Source organism: Maribellus mangrovi (genome assembly GCF_037646455.1).
Taxonomy (GTDB): domain Bacteria; phylum Bacteroidota; class Bacteroidia; order Bacteroidales; family Prolixibacteraceae; genus Draconibacterium; species Draconibacterium mangrovi_A.
The window spans coordinates 1,107,550-1,122,928 of sequence record NZ_JBBIXN010000001.1 but is presented as its reverse complement, the minus strand read 5'-3'; the positions used below and the strand labels follow the sequence as shown (position 1 = coordinate 1,122,928).

6 protein-coding genes are annotated in these 15,379 nt (G+C 43.9%); all 6 read left to right on the top strand.

All coding sequences use genetic code 11. The features are described from left to right. The coding region (locus tag WFY05_RS04205; RefSeq protein ID WP_340111475.1) for a hypothetical protein at positions 1-1,096 on the top strand (1,096 nt) is incomplete at its 5' end. A 284-nt stretch (positions 1,097-1,380) separates the two neighbouring features. Continuing rightward, positions 1,381-2,223 (top strand): hypothetical protein, encoded by an 843-nt coding sequence (locus tag WFY05_RS04200; RefSeq protein WP_340111474.1) that lies wholly within the window; start codon positions 1,381-1,383, stop codon positions 2,221-2,223. Between the two features lie 428 nt (positions 2,224-2,651). Beyond that, positions 2,652-3,413 (top strand): hypothetical protein, encoded by a 762-nt coding sequence (locus WFY05_RS04195; protein ID WP_340111473.1) that lies wholly within the window; start codon positions 2,652-2,654, stop codon positions 3,411-3,413. Positions 3,414-3,429: 16 nt separating this feature from the next. Continuing rightward, positions 3,430-4,581, top strand: a complete 1,152-nt coding sequence (locus WFY05_RS04190; protein WP_340111472.1) for a hypothetical protein — start codon at positions 3,430-3,432, stop codon at positions 4,579-4,581. Positions 4,582-6,567: 1,986 nt separating this feature from the next. Next, the gene (locus WFY05_RS04185) at positions 6,568-7,293 is read left to right on the top strand and encodes a hypothetical protein (protein ID WP_340111471.1); all 726 of its coding nucleotides are present in this window, start codon (positions 6,568-6,570) and stop codon (positions 7,291-7,293) included. A gap of 173 nt (positions 7,294-7,466) precedes the next feature. Further along, a complete protein-coding gene (locus WFY05_RS04180) occupies positions 7,467-15,074 on the top strand; it encodes a cadherin-like domain-containing protein (protein ID WP_340111470.1) in 7,608 nt (2,535 codons plus the stop codon). Positions 15,075-15,379: the final 305 nt, after the last annotated feature.

Genomic DNA, 15,379 nt, shown 5'->3' with positions numbered 1-15,379 from the left:
TGTAACCTGGACTGTTTCGGATATCTGTGATACGATCACCACGCAGGCGACCTACACGGTAAATCCGGTTCCGTCGCTTTCTTTTAGTGATCCTGCTGACGACTCTTCTGATGGGTGCGAGTTTGACGCAATCGACCTGACTACTGCTCAAGGGCTGCTAGATGCAGACCTGCAGGCATGGGTAGATGTCAATCAAGCTACCATTGCAGCATCCGGCGGTTGCAGTCCGACGGTAACGAATGACTTTACAACTCAGTCAATAGACTATTGTACAAATGGAACTGTTACTATTACCTGGACGATCGAAGATCTTTGCGATACTCAAACTCGTCAGGCGACTTACACATATACCGCACCGCCGGATGTTATAATTAATTGTCCTTTGTCAATAAATATAGAAGCATGCCAACCACAAAGCGATATTGAAGCTGCTTACAATGCATGGGTAGCAGGGTTTACTTATTCAGGAGGCTGTAGTTCAACAGACAACATTGCTTCAATTCCCGCACTTCCGGCAGATGCATATGATAACGGAGCAAATCTTTCGTTTACATACACCGTTGACAATTTGTGTAGTCCGCAGAGTTGTACCTCGACATTTGTCGTTGAACCGGATACCATTCCGCCGACCTTTACAGCTGATCCGTACGAGAACTGTGTAGATCCGCTGCAATATGTAATTTATAATGAATCAAATCCGAATCCGTATTTCAACCAAACTGATCCGAACCTGGAGAAAGATCCCAGTCCTGATCATAGGACAATGTATGCCGGTGATACTTTCCTTGATTTGACTTCACTCGAGGACAATTGTTGTGATTCACTTTCAATGGTCGATAACATACATTGGAGGATTGATTTCCAAAATACCATAGATCCAATAACTGGTGCTACTATTGTTAATGATCCTATTATTGGAACAGGACAACCATCGACTTATGGAAGTGATATTCAATTGTGGGGTGATGGAGTAAATTACACAACACTTATTCATACCATTACCTATTGGGTAGAAGACTGCCACGGTAATGTAAGTGAAGAACTAGTTAATGAGATAAAAATAACACCAAGACCTCAAATAATAAAACAGTATTAGAAGAAGAAATGAAAAGAGATAAACAACATAGTAACATTAATACATTCCGCATGGATATTGACCCTGCTGCACAGGGAGCGGCCCTGCTGCATGGTGAGCTGTTCCTGCTGCCCGGGGAGCCGTACTTGCCACCCGCTGAGGCGCCACAACGGTCCAGCAGGTCGTCCTGCCCGACAGGGCGGGGTACTATACCCGCAGGGCTGACAATTTGTATAGCAGGGACGCGTCACAAGGTCACAGGGCTGACTTTTTGTGAGCCCGGGACAGGTCATAAGGTGGCAGGATTGGCAAAATCTTCCGCAGGGCGGGAAAAAATTGTTGCGGGGAAACAAGAAATTGCTCAGGGAAGGGGTAACCTTGCCGAGGGAAGCACTCAGACTGCCCATGGACAGCTTAAATTCGAGCGGGAAGCACTTAAACTGCCGATGGACGCCTTAAATTGCCGATGGACGGCTCAGATTGCCGGGGGGCCGTACCAAATGCGGGTTTCAGAAAAAGACGAAACACGGGTAAAACCTTCAGGATCTTTGAAAACTTTGACGGTTTCGGAAGGAAGAAAAAGAACCGTTCTAGCCCGTCGCACACCCTTTAATTCCCTAAAGGGAGTCGGGGCCAAGTGTGAGAACTCCCCTTCAGGGGTTGGGGGTAGCACAGGAGCAAGAAGAAGGAATGATGAATGTCCCCTTCAGCTAAAGCATGCCGGGCAGGGATTAACGAACGCTTCTGTTCGTAAGGATTTCTTTCCCCTCCTTGACAGGAGGGGGTGCGAAGGGTCGAGTGAGAGAAGGGGTAGTGGATTAAAAGATATAACTGAAACAGCAAACATGCACGAAGCTCTCCGCCGCACACCCTTTAATTCCCTAAAGGGAGCCGGGGCCAAGTGTGAGAACTCCCCTTTAGGGGCCGGGGGTAGCGTTGGAGTGATAAGAGAGAATAACGATTTTAAACCTTCAAGGCTCGGCAAACACTTGAAGGTTAAGCAAAACAAGTCAGAACACGAACCTTTAGGAGTTTCACAAACCCTAAAGGTTTCAGTAACACATAACAAAATAAAATCAATTTCTCTGGTAACAGGGGAAAGGACAGTAGCTAACAATTTAAAACAATCGAGTGCCTATGAAACATGACTAATGACTAAAATCTTTCCGGTTCTGTAATTAGGCTGGAGAGTTGGTTCTGTACGGGGGAGCTAACAACCCCGGGGGCGATCGGGAACTGTGGTATTTTTTCTCTACAACAACAAGTCTTAATTGACGATACAACAACTACCACATTCCCGGAAGCCGGACCATCAGGCTTCAAATCCACTTTCGCCATCGAGCGATCGGGGCGAAGGTGGAATTTGAGAATAAAAAAAAGGATGCGCAGTGTTGCGCAAAACAAAATTTAAATAATAAAAATTTGGATAGTTAAGATGCCTGTTCGTTCAAAATATCAATTCGTTGACCCCGTCCCTAAAGGGAGCGAATTGATTGTACCTGCACCCTTTAGGGTTGGGGTAAACAGGTAGAAGCAATTTGCGGCTATCCAAATGAAAAGAGTAAAAAAATAAAGAATGTTGAATAAAGGATTACATAGCGAAGGAGTTCAGAGTTCAGAGTTCAGAGTTCAGAGTAATGAAACGAACTTGACTTCAGCTTCTGGAATGCCACGTCATCCCGTCCCGATAGCTATCGGGATTGTTTCAGGATCTCATGCTCGTGGCTCGAAGCTCTGTGCTCAAAGCTATCTACATCCACAAAACAAATTTGCCTATGAAACATCCCTAACATCAATAAAAGCGATGCAGCTGAAGGATTCTTCACAGCAGCTTACTTCAACTCTCCCCTCAGGGGAGATAAAGAGGGGTGAAAAGAAGTCGCCTTTATGCAGCAATGTATTAATAAACAACCTCATTGACCCGACCCTAATTGATCTGCGTTATCCTTATACCAATTGTTATACAAAATGCCGCAAAGCAAATTTTGTAGTTACAATGGTTAATGCCGATAGACTGAAAAAGGAAGTCCCGAAACTTCGGGACGACAATTTTGAAGCTCATCGGTACATACAAACACAAATTGAGTTTAGTAACATTAACAAAAAACGGATTGACAAACCACTAAAACCAAACTGTCGATCCACAAACATTAAAAACACGTTCTGTGACCTTGATGAGGATATAATTTGGAAAAAATCCAATCTAATTATTCATGCCCTGCACACCAGGAGCACGAATTTCTCCCCCCTAAAAAGGGGGAGTGTCCCTGACCATAAGCGTCAGGGAGAGGGGGTAGCTTTCAATACATACCCAATTCAATTAACAGAACCGTATTAACGTAAAAATTAATATCATGAAAAAGCAAATTTTAATTTTATTCTTGTTCGTAGCGGCTATAGTCGCCGGAACGTCTAATGCCTTTGGGCAACTATCTGTTGGTAGTCCTGATCTTCCCTATTTGGATGTACAGCCTACTTACTGTACTCCTGCAACTCCTATTGACTGCGGAAATGGAAGTGATGCCTTAGCTCCAGTGCCTGGTACATCTTATGAGTATACAGTTACATCTCCTACGTCGACAGGTGCTGTGCATTGGTTTGTAGCCGACCTTACTGCAGATGGTACTATTGTGGACGCCCAGGGGAATATTGCTGCGACAATAGAATTAGCGGATGGAACAAGTAATTATATCCTAACCGCCGATGGAGCATATAATGATGTGACCACTCCTAATACCTCTAAGACTGTTAATATCACATGGAAAGCATTTGATGGTAACGCTAATACTATAGTACTGGTTGTGTACAATGTTGACGATGCAAATTGTACGGATAATATGGAAGTATACCGCATTATTCCTCAATACAATTTTTCACTTGATATTGCTAGCATAGCAGATGATGGTGTTAATGGAGGTGATGTAGCTCCTGTTGAAGATTGTGTAAACCCAATTCAAGCTGCATCGTATGACGGTTCTAACTTAACCGTGGATTACGGAACAGATTACGTTTTCTTTGCGGTTAATGCTTCCAACTGGCAAACCTCTTGGATGCCTGGCGATTTCGCAGTAACCACAGATCCTGGCTCTGGCCTTGGTGGAAGTACTGTAGCTGTTACTGGATGGGCTTATCCTGATCAAGCTTTCGGGGCTTCTTCAGTATGGAATACCGTGGGAACAGACCCGGTAGAAGCAAGTCATTATGCAAGTAATAATAATGGCTTTATCGCCTCAGAATGTATTATTGTCCGGGTTGAAGTTGTCCATAGTACTTTAGATGAAAACATTTTTGCTGAAACCATAAATTTGACGGTTAATGGCGACATGTACAATGCGGAAACTGCTACTCATGATGGAACTTATCCTGATTTAGAAAGTGGAGATGGTACAACTGCTTGTACTGATGATCTTACATCAGACAATGCGGATTACATACTTACTCCGAGACCTGATATTGATGAGACTACTCCTTCTCCGTTTGAAACTAAAGTTCCTGCTGGAGACTAGTAGTTATGAAACTTGCTTTTTCATAACCTAAGATATAAGGCGCAGAGCGCAAAGGGCACGGGGCCAGGTGTCCCGACCCTTCAGCCGGCGCTGGATTAAGGAAGAAGGATTGAAGGACTGAAGCATTGAGGGATTGATAATGATGTCCGGAGATACAATCTAAAGAGGTTATGAAGAAGTGATAAACAAGGCAAAAGTCAAAAGAAGAAAGTCAAAAGTGTACGTCATTAATGACGATTGACTAATGACTTGTAGCTCTAATAGAATTCCGAAGGCCGAAGTGTTGAGGACAGTGAAGCTGTCCGAAATCCTGACCAAACTTGTCCTGACCGAAGCGTCAGGAGCGTCAGGGCCAAACGGAAATACAAAAAACTTAGCGTCTTAGCGCCTTGGCGAGAGATTAATTCACGTAAAGTCGCAGAGTCGCAAAAAGGAAGTGAACAGTCTCAGTTAGCAGTATTCAAAGTCATCCGACTTGAAGCTTGCAGCTTATGACTTGTAGCTTATATAAAATTTTAAACATGTAAAAATGTGAACGATAAAACTTACAACATCAGGAAAAGCAATGCACCTCCCCTGGTATGGGGAAAGCCAAAAGCTCTAAGCTCTAAGCTCGAAGCCCAAAGCTCCATGACCCGGGGTAGGCTGCTGCTTTATCCAAACAACGGATGTTGGAAACGTGGCCGGGGCGACCCGCCCATCCAACCGGTTGATACTGCCCAACGGGCAAATTCATCCTCTGTGGACCTCTGCATGCACTCTGAGCTCTCTCCCGAGGTATCGGGACAAGTTGCGGTTAAATATAAAATCGAAACAACAGGGAATCAGGACAGCGCAGAGCAACACAGAGCGATGATTAATCCGCGAAAGACTTCAACCTGTGAAATAAATCGAAGATTTTTGCAAGGCAAATTTCACAGGCTAAAGGCTTTTCGCCGGTACTGCATCCCGCATGTTCGGGCCTTGCAGGAGAAAATGTCTTTAGTTTTAAGCGATCCGTGTAAAAGATGTTGTGAAAAAAATAGAGTTCACTAATACTGAAAAAAAACAAAGACCTTCAGGTGTTTAATAACCTTGTAGCGTTTTGAACCACGAAAGTGAAAGACAAACAAATGAAGAATAAAAGTTCACAGCTTACCCGGATTCCCCCTTTAGGGGCCAGGGGTAGCAAGGACTTTAGAATAACGAATGATGATTAACGATTTATGATTGCAGAACGAAGAAGGCCCAGGCTGAGGCACAGGCGAAGAAGAAAGTGAACAGTCACAGTTTTCAGCCTGCCCGGCAAGCTATAGCTGACGGGTCGCAGTTGATAGTTTTGCAATTTGACAATAGAACTGTTTAGCAATAGCAGTAAATGGAATGACAAATAATAAATGTAAGAGTGACAAGCACGAGGCTCACAGCCCGCAGCTCAAAGCTCGATCAATGAATGATGATTAACGAATTAAGAATAATGAAGGCAAAGGTGCAGGCTGAGGAGCAGGAAAACTTCAAAGGGGGCGGAAGATTTCAACCCGGGGCAAGATTCTGGGATAAGAAGTAATGATCGCCCGGGCTTAAGATTGAGTCGTTGATCAAAGTTCAAGTGCCGTTTTGAGCAAGAAATTGCCGGATTTAATCATGAATTGAAGAAGATGAAAAAAATGTACTGAGAAAAAAAAATTACTTACGCACAAGACCGAAGTTATATGCGGACATAAAAAAAAAACTACCGCAAGTAATTTCAATCATTACCGCAAGTAATTTTAATAACACATTTGATAGCTGGATTTACGAATGAAAATATTAGAAGTATGAAGAAAATTTACATTTGGCAGTTTTACAATTTAACAATAGAACAGTTTAACAATGATTAAATAGAAGTCAAAAGGAAAAAGGACAAAGTCAAAAGTCTATCCGGAATTCAAAAGCAGACGGGGCAAAAGAAAGCTCTTTAATAATGACTGATGATATTGACTGGTGTCTTACAGCTTGTAGCTGATTATGAAGAAGAATCTCGTACATACTATCATTACCGCTTTACTGGGAATATTCCTGGTAGCACTGACCGTGGCAAAAGCTTCGGCCCAAACGCCTATTTCGGTGAACGAGTGCGATACCATGACCTTTAGCGTAACCAGCCGTCCGGGTATTCCGGAACCGCATTATGTGTGGGGCATTTACGAGGCCTCATCCGGTACAACCGATGTGCTCGATCCGGCCGGAACACTCGATCCCGCATTGCATTTTGTTGATGGCATGTATGCCAGTGGCGAAGGCAGTACGGTTCAGGTAGTCGGTCTTACACCCGGTTTTTATTATGTGCGTATTCACGTGATTGATGAAGAAAGCTGTACCGATAATATTGAGATGTATGTACTGGAGGTGCTGGAATCAACACTCGATCTTGAAGTTTATGCCGATTCGGTATGTATAGGAGAACCTACCAATGTTTACATTCGGTTTACAGGTATCGGACCTTACGATGTGTATTATACCATTGGCGACCAGGTAACACCAAGTGTAGTGAATGTGATGGGCGGAGTACCGGATCCTGAAATAGCCATTCCGATTACCGAGCCATTACCGGTAGGTGAGACCACATTCTGGATAATTAAAGTAGAAGATAATTGTAAAGCCTATGAATATTCGGTAGATGAACGACCAAATACCGGAATCCTGATCTACCCAAAACCGGCCAAACAACCGATCTATTTAAAGGAGGATTAGCGTATGGTGAACATAAATTGTAAATTCGAAATGAACTTAGCGTCCTGGCGTCTTAGCGAGAGAATTTTCACGCGAAGCCGCGAAGCCGCAAAGAATAATTTGAAAGACAAACATTAAATAAAAGATAAACAAGCTCGAGGCTCACTGCTCACAGTTTGTAGCTCAAAAAAGAAATGAAAAAATTGATGTACATAGCATTCTTCCTGTTGATGGCGGCAAACCTGCTCGCCCAGGAGACCTATGTCATTGATTCGGTATGTGTGGGCGCCGAGCGTACCTATCGTCGCGATGGAGAAAAACTCTATACTTACTACTGGGATATTGTGGATAGGCTAGCAGGTGATACCATGCACAATATACCTGGTGTTGATTTTACGGAGGTAGATGGAATAGACACTACCTGGGGCAATGAAATCACGCATCTTTGGGACAAGGTTGGTGATTTTGATATTGTGGTCATGGTGACGACCGAACACGGTTGTGATACGGTTGAACAAGGTATGGTACGGGTATTCCCGCTTCCCGAAGCCATAGCCGGCGACGACCGGGTGATCTGTAATGTCGACGATATTATACTTTCGGAAGATACTGCTTATAATTACAGCATCCTTGAATGGACAAGTCTTAGCGATGGTACTTTCAGCGATCCGTACAGCCTGCATCCTACTTATTACCTGGGGCCCACCGACAGTGTTGCAGGCAGCGTAACACTGGTACTTAGAGCGGACGGACTGGCAGATAACGGAACCTGCGAACCCGATTTTGATACAGTGACTTTTACGTTTAGCAGACCTGAAGTTGAATTGACGAAAATTGATCCCTTATGCTACAACGACAGCAATGCATCCATTACTGCGAATGTCACTGTTGGGCAGCCTCCTTTCGATTATGTATGGGAAGGACCACCGGGTTTTGAATCTGTAAATTCAGCTACTGTTAATGGTTTATGGGCCGGAACCTATAACGTTACAGTCACCGATGCCAACAATTGTACGGTTTCCGATTCTATAAAGATCGTGGATCCAATTCTGCTGGAAGAACAAATTGACGACGTTGGTATAGTGAGCTGTTTCGGATATTCCGACGCCTATATCCTGTCATCAGCCTGGGGAGGTACCGGAGAGCTTTCTTACAATTGGCAGGGAACACTGGGATCAACCTTCGATACCGATGATATTTACGACATTCCAGCCGATACTTATATTTTAACGGTTACAGATTCGAATCGTTGTGTTGTTCGCGATACGGTATTAATTGCACAGCCCGATTCACTGCTTGCTTATATTACAGTGGACGATTCGATATTATGCGTTGGAGAACAAGTAATTTTAATTGGTAATTCGGTAGGAGGAACCGGTAGTATCACCAGTACATGGTCGGGATACGGTGCTAATTTCCTCGACAGAAAAGATAAAGCAAATGTGATCTTTAAGAACTCAGGACCGGGAATTTTCGATTTAGTCTACACAATTGAAGATGACGAAGGATGTACTGCCAGCGACGAGATTCAGATTATTGTTTACCCGCCTGACTTTGTGTACGATTCTATGGAAATTTGTGCGGGTGCAGATCCTTTCATCTGGAACGACAAAACGATTACCAGCGACATGGATCGAGTTTATAGAGATACTTTGATCAACCAATATGGCTGCGACTCGGTTATTACTCTGGACGTTACGGTCTTGTTCCCTGAACCAAAAGACACTACAATTTATATTTGCGAAAATCAAGAACCATTTGTATTGTACACCGACACGATTGTTCCGGGTGTTCCGGGAATGGATAGCTTGTACCTCGATACGATGTATTATTCTACCTCTGGCTGCGACTCCCTTCATATTAAGCTGGAAGTATTTACACTTCCAATAACAGATACGCTGCTGGATACTACTCTGTGTGTAGGGGCTCCGGAGTTTGCATGGAACAACCGCTGGATCATGACCGAACAGGATAGTATTTATCTGGATACCCTGGTAAATAGTTTTGGGTGTGATTCATTGCTTACCTACGATGTGAAAGTGACACCTCCTGATACCTTCAAGGTTGACAGCATCATTTGTCAGGATGAACCTGAATTTGTATGGAACGGAATTACGATACAAACAGTTTTCGACAGCATTTACGAGGCCAGGTTAACCAATCAGTATTTGTGTGATTCGCTGGTTTATCTCAATATGCATATTGTCCCGTCAACCGATACTATCATCGATACGATGCTATGTTACGGGAATCCGCCTTACGCCTGGAATAACCTTACTATTTTTGCCGAAAATGACAGTACTTACCTCGATACGCTGGTGAATGCAGCCGGATGTGATTCTCTGCTGACATATAATGTTGAAATAATAATTCCGGATACGGTTTATGTTTACGATACCTTCTGCCGGGGCGAGGTCGTGGCCGACTGGAATGAAATACCGATCCAAACACTCACGGATGAAATTTATGAGGCGCAATTGACGAATACAATGAATTGTGACTCGATCGTGTATTTGGGTGTTACCATCCTTCAGGGGATAACGACTCACGATACCATTGAAGCCTGTGAGGAATATACCTGGTTAGCGGGTAACGGTCAAACTTATTATGCTTCGGGGACCTATCTGCATACGGTAGGTGGAAGTATCTGTGCCGATAGTCTGTGGTTGCATCTCACCATAAGTCCACCTATCGATATCACCGCCGATCCGGTTGATGTATTGTGTTACGGCGACAGCACCGGCACGATCGATATTACGGTCAGCGGTGGACTTAGTCCGTTCACCTTTAAATGGAACACGGGCGAAACAACTGAGGATCTGGCCAACTTACCGGCCGGAATCTATTCTGTGCTTGTAACTGATATAATTGGATGTAGCGATTCGATCGAAGTTGAAATCACACAACCAGATTCTGTTTCGATCATTCTCGAGGCAATAACTCATGTTTCTGATGCCGGACTCAGTGATGGTAGTATTGAAGTCTCGGTTGGAGGAGGAACTCCGGGCTATACTTACGAATGGACCAATGAAGCGGGTGTGGTAGTTGGTATCAATGAAGATCTGTATAACCAGCCAGCAGGAACGTATACACTACATGTGCTCGATGCGAGTGATTGCCCGGCTGAATTTACAGCGACCATTATCGAACCTGTTCCACCAGAGAGGTATATGGTTTGTGCCGGGACTACTGATTTAACCTGTTATGAAGATCTGGCAAATTATCCGATAGCAACTACCCTTTCAGAATTCCTGGCTTTGGATACCTCACTGGAAGTTTACTCAATATGTGGCATAGACACGGCAACGTTTACTTATCGTGATTCTGTTATCACAGCTAGTTCTTACTGTTATGAGGAAATCAGGATTTACTCGGTTACCGATTCCTGTGGTAATATTGTCGGGACCTGTTATCATCAGGTAATTGTTGATGACAAGGTTCCGCCAACGATGAGCTGTCCTCCTGATATTACGGTTACGGATGGAATTGTACCCGATCCTTATGCAGATACCACCGCCTTCCTGACTGCAGGAGGAACCTTCGATGATAACTGTGCTGTAGTCAGTTTCCGTCATGTGAGAGATGTATCAGATGGAGGATCCGATCCTGAAATTATAACCAGGACCTACGAGGTGACAGATTATTGTGGTAACGTTGACAGATGTGCGCAAATCATAGAGGTATATATAACAGTCGAGTTTGTGATTGAATGCGATGGCTTACCATCAGAAACATTTGAATGTAAAGGAGATTTGCCAAAATATACGCTTTCAACTTTTAGAGGCGATGGTGGTTATGCCAACAGCTATCCGTTAGATATTGTCAGTTTTACTTATAAAGATCAAAGTAACGGCCAAACCTGTCCTGAAACGGTAACACGTACATTCACCATTACCAATGAGGTTGGTGACGAGGAATCGTGTACCAAGGTTTATGTAATAGATGATAATACGCCGCCAACTTTGATATTACCGGATAAAGAAGCTTATTGCAGCATAACAGCCTCAGAATGGAGATTGCCTTATGAGGATTACGTTGATGTGCTTAGGTATCGAAACTCACACGGTAATGACGCATTCGACAATTGTGGTAACTCAAATATTAGGCTGGTTACATTCATGAGTCAAACCAAACGGGGAACCTGTCCAACAGTATATGAAAGAGTGTACCGCATTTACGACAGATGTAATAATTGGTCAGAAACAACTGAACTCATTTATGTTTACGATACTATAGCTCCGGTTATTACTTACTTTGAACCGATTATTGAAAGCGAGTGTGATTTACCGCCGGAATATACTGATGCGAGACCTTTCGCAACTGATGAATGCGCTGTTCCGCAGATCACATTACTTGAAGAGTTTGCAGGAGGTGTTACAGAACCGGATGTATTCTACCGCCGTTACCGTATAACCGATGGTTGTAACGATGTGGATACGCTTCAAAAGATAATTATCAATACTATCTATACTCCGGATTTTGAACCACTTGGTCCGCTCTGTCAATTTACTGAAGCGCCTGAATTACCTGATACTTCATTAGATGGATTTACAGGTTACTGGTTCCCGGATACTTTGAGTACCGATGAGTCAGGATTATTTACTTTAACATTTATCCCGGATTCGGGACAGTGTGCAAGTCCGGTGACCATGGAGATTGAGGTACGTCCGGCTATCGAGGTGTATGAATTATTGCATGTTGATCAGGACTATAATCCGGCACCGGTTGGCGAAATACAAATTGGAGTCTATGAAGGAACCACTCCTTTTGATTATTTGTGGAGTAATAGTGACACAACTGATTACATCGACAGCTTGGCTGCAGGTACTTATACGGTTTACGTAAACGATGCTATTGGCTGTATCGATACACTCACTGTTGAGATTACTTCGTTAGAGCCTGAGCTGGCCTGTATCCCGGATACAGCTATAGAATGTCCGGATCCGTCGCAATATCCGAAAGCAGATGACATTAGTAAGTTTATGGCCTACGGTGGCTTCTACAATCCGTTGTTTATCTTGGACGGATTTGAATCTTTCGACCAATTTGTTGACCGAGACTCCTGTCTAAGCATCGATCGCTTCTATGTGATCAAAGACATTTACGGCCGCATTGATACCTGTGTTCAGCATGTCGACTTCTACGATAATGTTCCACCTGTGATCATTGCTCCTGATGGCGATACCTCTGAATGTTCATCGATAGTAATTCCACGGATTGATAATTATGATGATTTTATTGCTTTGGTTGGAGTAGAGAATGCACCATACGATCCGAATTGTCAGATTGATCCGACAACGTTTACAGTTCGTGATACAGCAATTATCCTGGCACCCGGTCGTTCTCAGGTGATCTATTACTTTAGCATTGCCGATTTCTGCGGAAATGTTGGCCGCGATACCAGCTACTACCTGGGAATCGATGACCAGGCACCGGAAGTATTCTGTGCTGATATAACTGTTTACCTCGATGAAAAAGGAGAGTATCAGATGACAATTCGCGATTCAGTGGCAATTGTTGATAGTGTTTATGATAATTGTACGGCACCGGAAGACCTGGAAGTTTATCTGCAATGGAGAGATGTGACTTGTGAGGATGTGGAATCCGGCATCCAGGTTCAAATAATGGTCGTTGACGAAGCTGGTCTTTCAGATAGTTGTACGGCAACGATTACTGTAGCGGATACCTTGCCACCAACAGCACTTTGTAAGCCTGATACTATTTACCTCGATGAGAACGGGCTGGCGAGCATTACAGAAGATATGATCGATAACGGATCGTTCGATAACTGTACGGATGTTACACTCGAACTCGACCGCTACAATTTCGACTGTGATAATCTTGGTCCGAATACGGTTACTCTGACCGTAACTGATGGGTATGGATTACAGGATAGTTGTAGTACTACAGTTACCGTACTTGATACCATTGCACCTCGGATTACCTGTATCACGCGCGATACGGTTCAGCTCAGTGAAGAAGATGGAACCTATACACTCACCTATGCAATGGTTACTACATCAGAGTGGGAGAACTGTACAATTGTTGACACCTTGTTAAGCAGGTATGTACTCGATTGCGATGATATTGAAAACAGTCCGGTAACCATTACTGCAATTGCGATTGATCAGAGCGGAAATGAAGGCTATTGTACTGCAGAGTTCGTGGTATTTGGTAACCTTCCTCCGGTTGCACTGCCTGACTACGATACAACTGTAATGGATGTGCCGGTAACTGTTAACGTTGTGGAGAACGACTATGATGTTGGTTTAAAAACAGACATAAAAAATGAAACATTAGAACTGGTAACTGCACCGGCCAATGGTTCAGTGCAGATCGATAAAGTTAGTGGTTCTGTTACCTATACTCCTAATCCCGGATTTGTTGGCGATGATGTATTTATGTATACCATTTGTGACGATGCCATTCCTTGTAAAGAAGAGTGTGCTCAGGCACTGGTATTCATCACAGTTGTGCCGGCCAACGAGCCACCTGATGCCGTTGATGATTACTTCGAAGTACCGTGTATTAGTCTGACAGGAAGCGTAACATTGAACGATTCCGATCCTGACGGCGATGCTATTGTTGTGAATTCAGTGCCGCTTGTACAGCCGGTCAACGGAATACTGGTACTTTACGATGACGGACATTTTGAATATGAACCATTTGTTGATTTTACCGAGGGTATCGATAGCTTCCAGTATGAGATATGGGATATACCGCGTTTCGGAGAAACCTTGTACGACACAGCCTGGGTATATATTACCCGTGTACCGGATAACGATTGTGACGGTGTAGCCGATGCAATTGATATCGACGATGATAACGACGGTATACGCGATAATATTGAAAACGGAGGTTTCTGGCCTGAGGATCCGGATGCTGTGCTGGTAGATTCTGATCAGGATGGTATCCCGGATTACCTGGATATTGACTCGGATAATGACGGAATTGTTGACAACATTGAAGGCCAGTGGGAGCCTAAAGAGAACTGGAATGAACCGGTTGGATGGCGGGATGAGAACAACAACGGTTGGGATGCGCACTACGACTATGATGAAGGTGCAGGAGGTATTCCATTCGATATCGACCTGGCAGATACCGATGGTGATGGTATTCCGGATTATCTGGATTCCGATTCGGATAACGATAACGTTCCTGACTACATTGAAGGAAATGACGACAATGCCGATGGTATTGCCGACGTGACAAGGATCTACAGCGATATCGATCGTGACGGTCTGGATGATGCCTACGACTGGGTTGACGGATGGGGAATTCCGGATCTGATAGACAACGAAACGGGAAGTACGGCACCATTGCAGGACTTTGATGGTGACAATATCCGCGACTGGCGTGATATAAATGATGAAGACGACGAATACCTGACCAGGGATGAGGATATCAACGGCGACGGTGATTATAGCAACGACGACCTCGACCTTGACGGACATCCGGAGTACCTCGATACTGAGCTGGAGTGCGAACTGTTTATCCCGGAAGGATTCTCGCCAAACGACGACGGTGTCCACGACTTCTTCCAGATCCTGTGTATCTATCCGCGTTACCCGGATGCGAAACTGATGATCTTTAACCGGAACGGTAACCTGCTCTGGGAGAAAGAAAAATACGGTAACTATGACTACTGGGGCTGGAACGACGCCTGGTGGTGGGGAACTTCCGACAATAAACTTACCATTGGTCGTTCGGGTGGATTACCGGCAGGAAACTACATTTATGTATTGCTGCTGAACGATGGACTTGGCGGAGTTCGTAACGGAACCGTTATGCTGGCATACTAGAGTAGTTTATTCACGCATGAGTTTGATATAAAATCCAGATCCCATTTTTTGCACTGTTCCTGCCTATCTGCAGACCGCTTTAGAACGGTGTTAAGCTTGAAACAGATTCCTCGCTTTGCTCGGAATGACAAGGTATTTATAGAGTTAGATGTTGGTGAGGATGTTTTGGTAACTTTGCCACCAAAACATCCTCACCAACATCTCTTAGAATCAGAACTCTCTGTCATTCTGAGCGTAAAGCAATGAAGCGAAAGAATCTTTTCATAAAATTTTTAAAGGACAACAGTGCAAAATCATAAGGAATA

Coding starts and splice junctions, on each gene's coding strand:
- WFY05_RS04180 (WP_340111470.1), top strand. CDS start 7,467: ATGAAAAAATTGATGTACATAGCATTCTTCCTGTTGATGGCGGCAAAC.
- WFY05_RS04190 (WP_340111472.1), top strand. CDS start 3,430: ATGAAAAAGCAAATTTTAATTTTATTCTTGTTCGTAGCGGCTATAGTC.
- WFY05_RS04195 (WP_340111473.1), top strand. CDS start 2,652: ATGTTGAATAAAGGATTACATAGCGAAGGAGTTCAGAGTTCAGAGTTC.
- WFY05_RS04185 (WP_340111471.1), top strand. CDS start 6,568: ATGAAGAAGAATCTCGTACATACTATCATTACCGCTTTACTGGGAATA.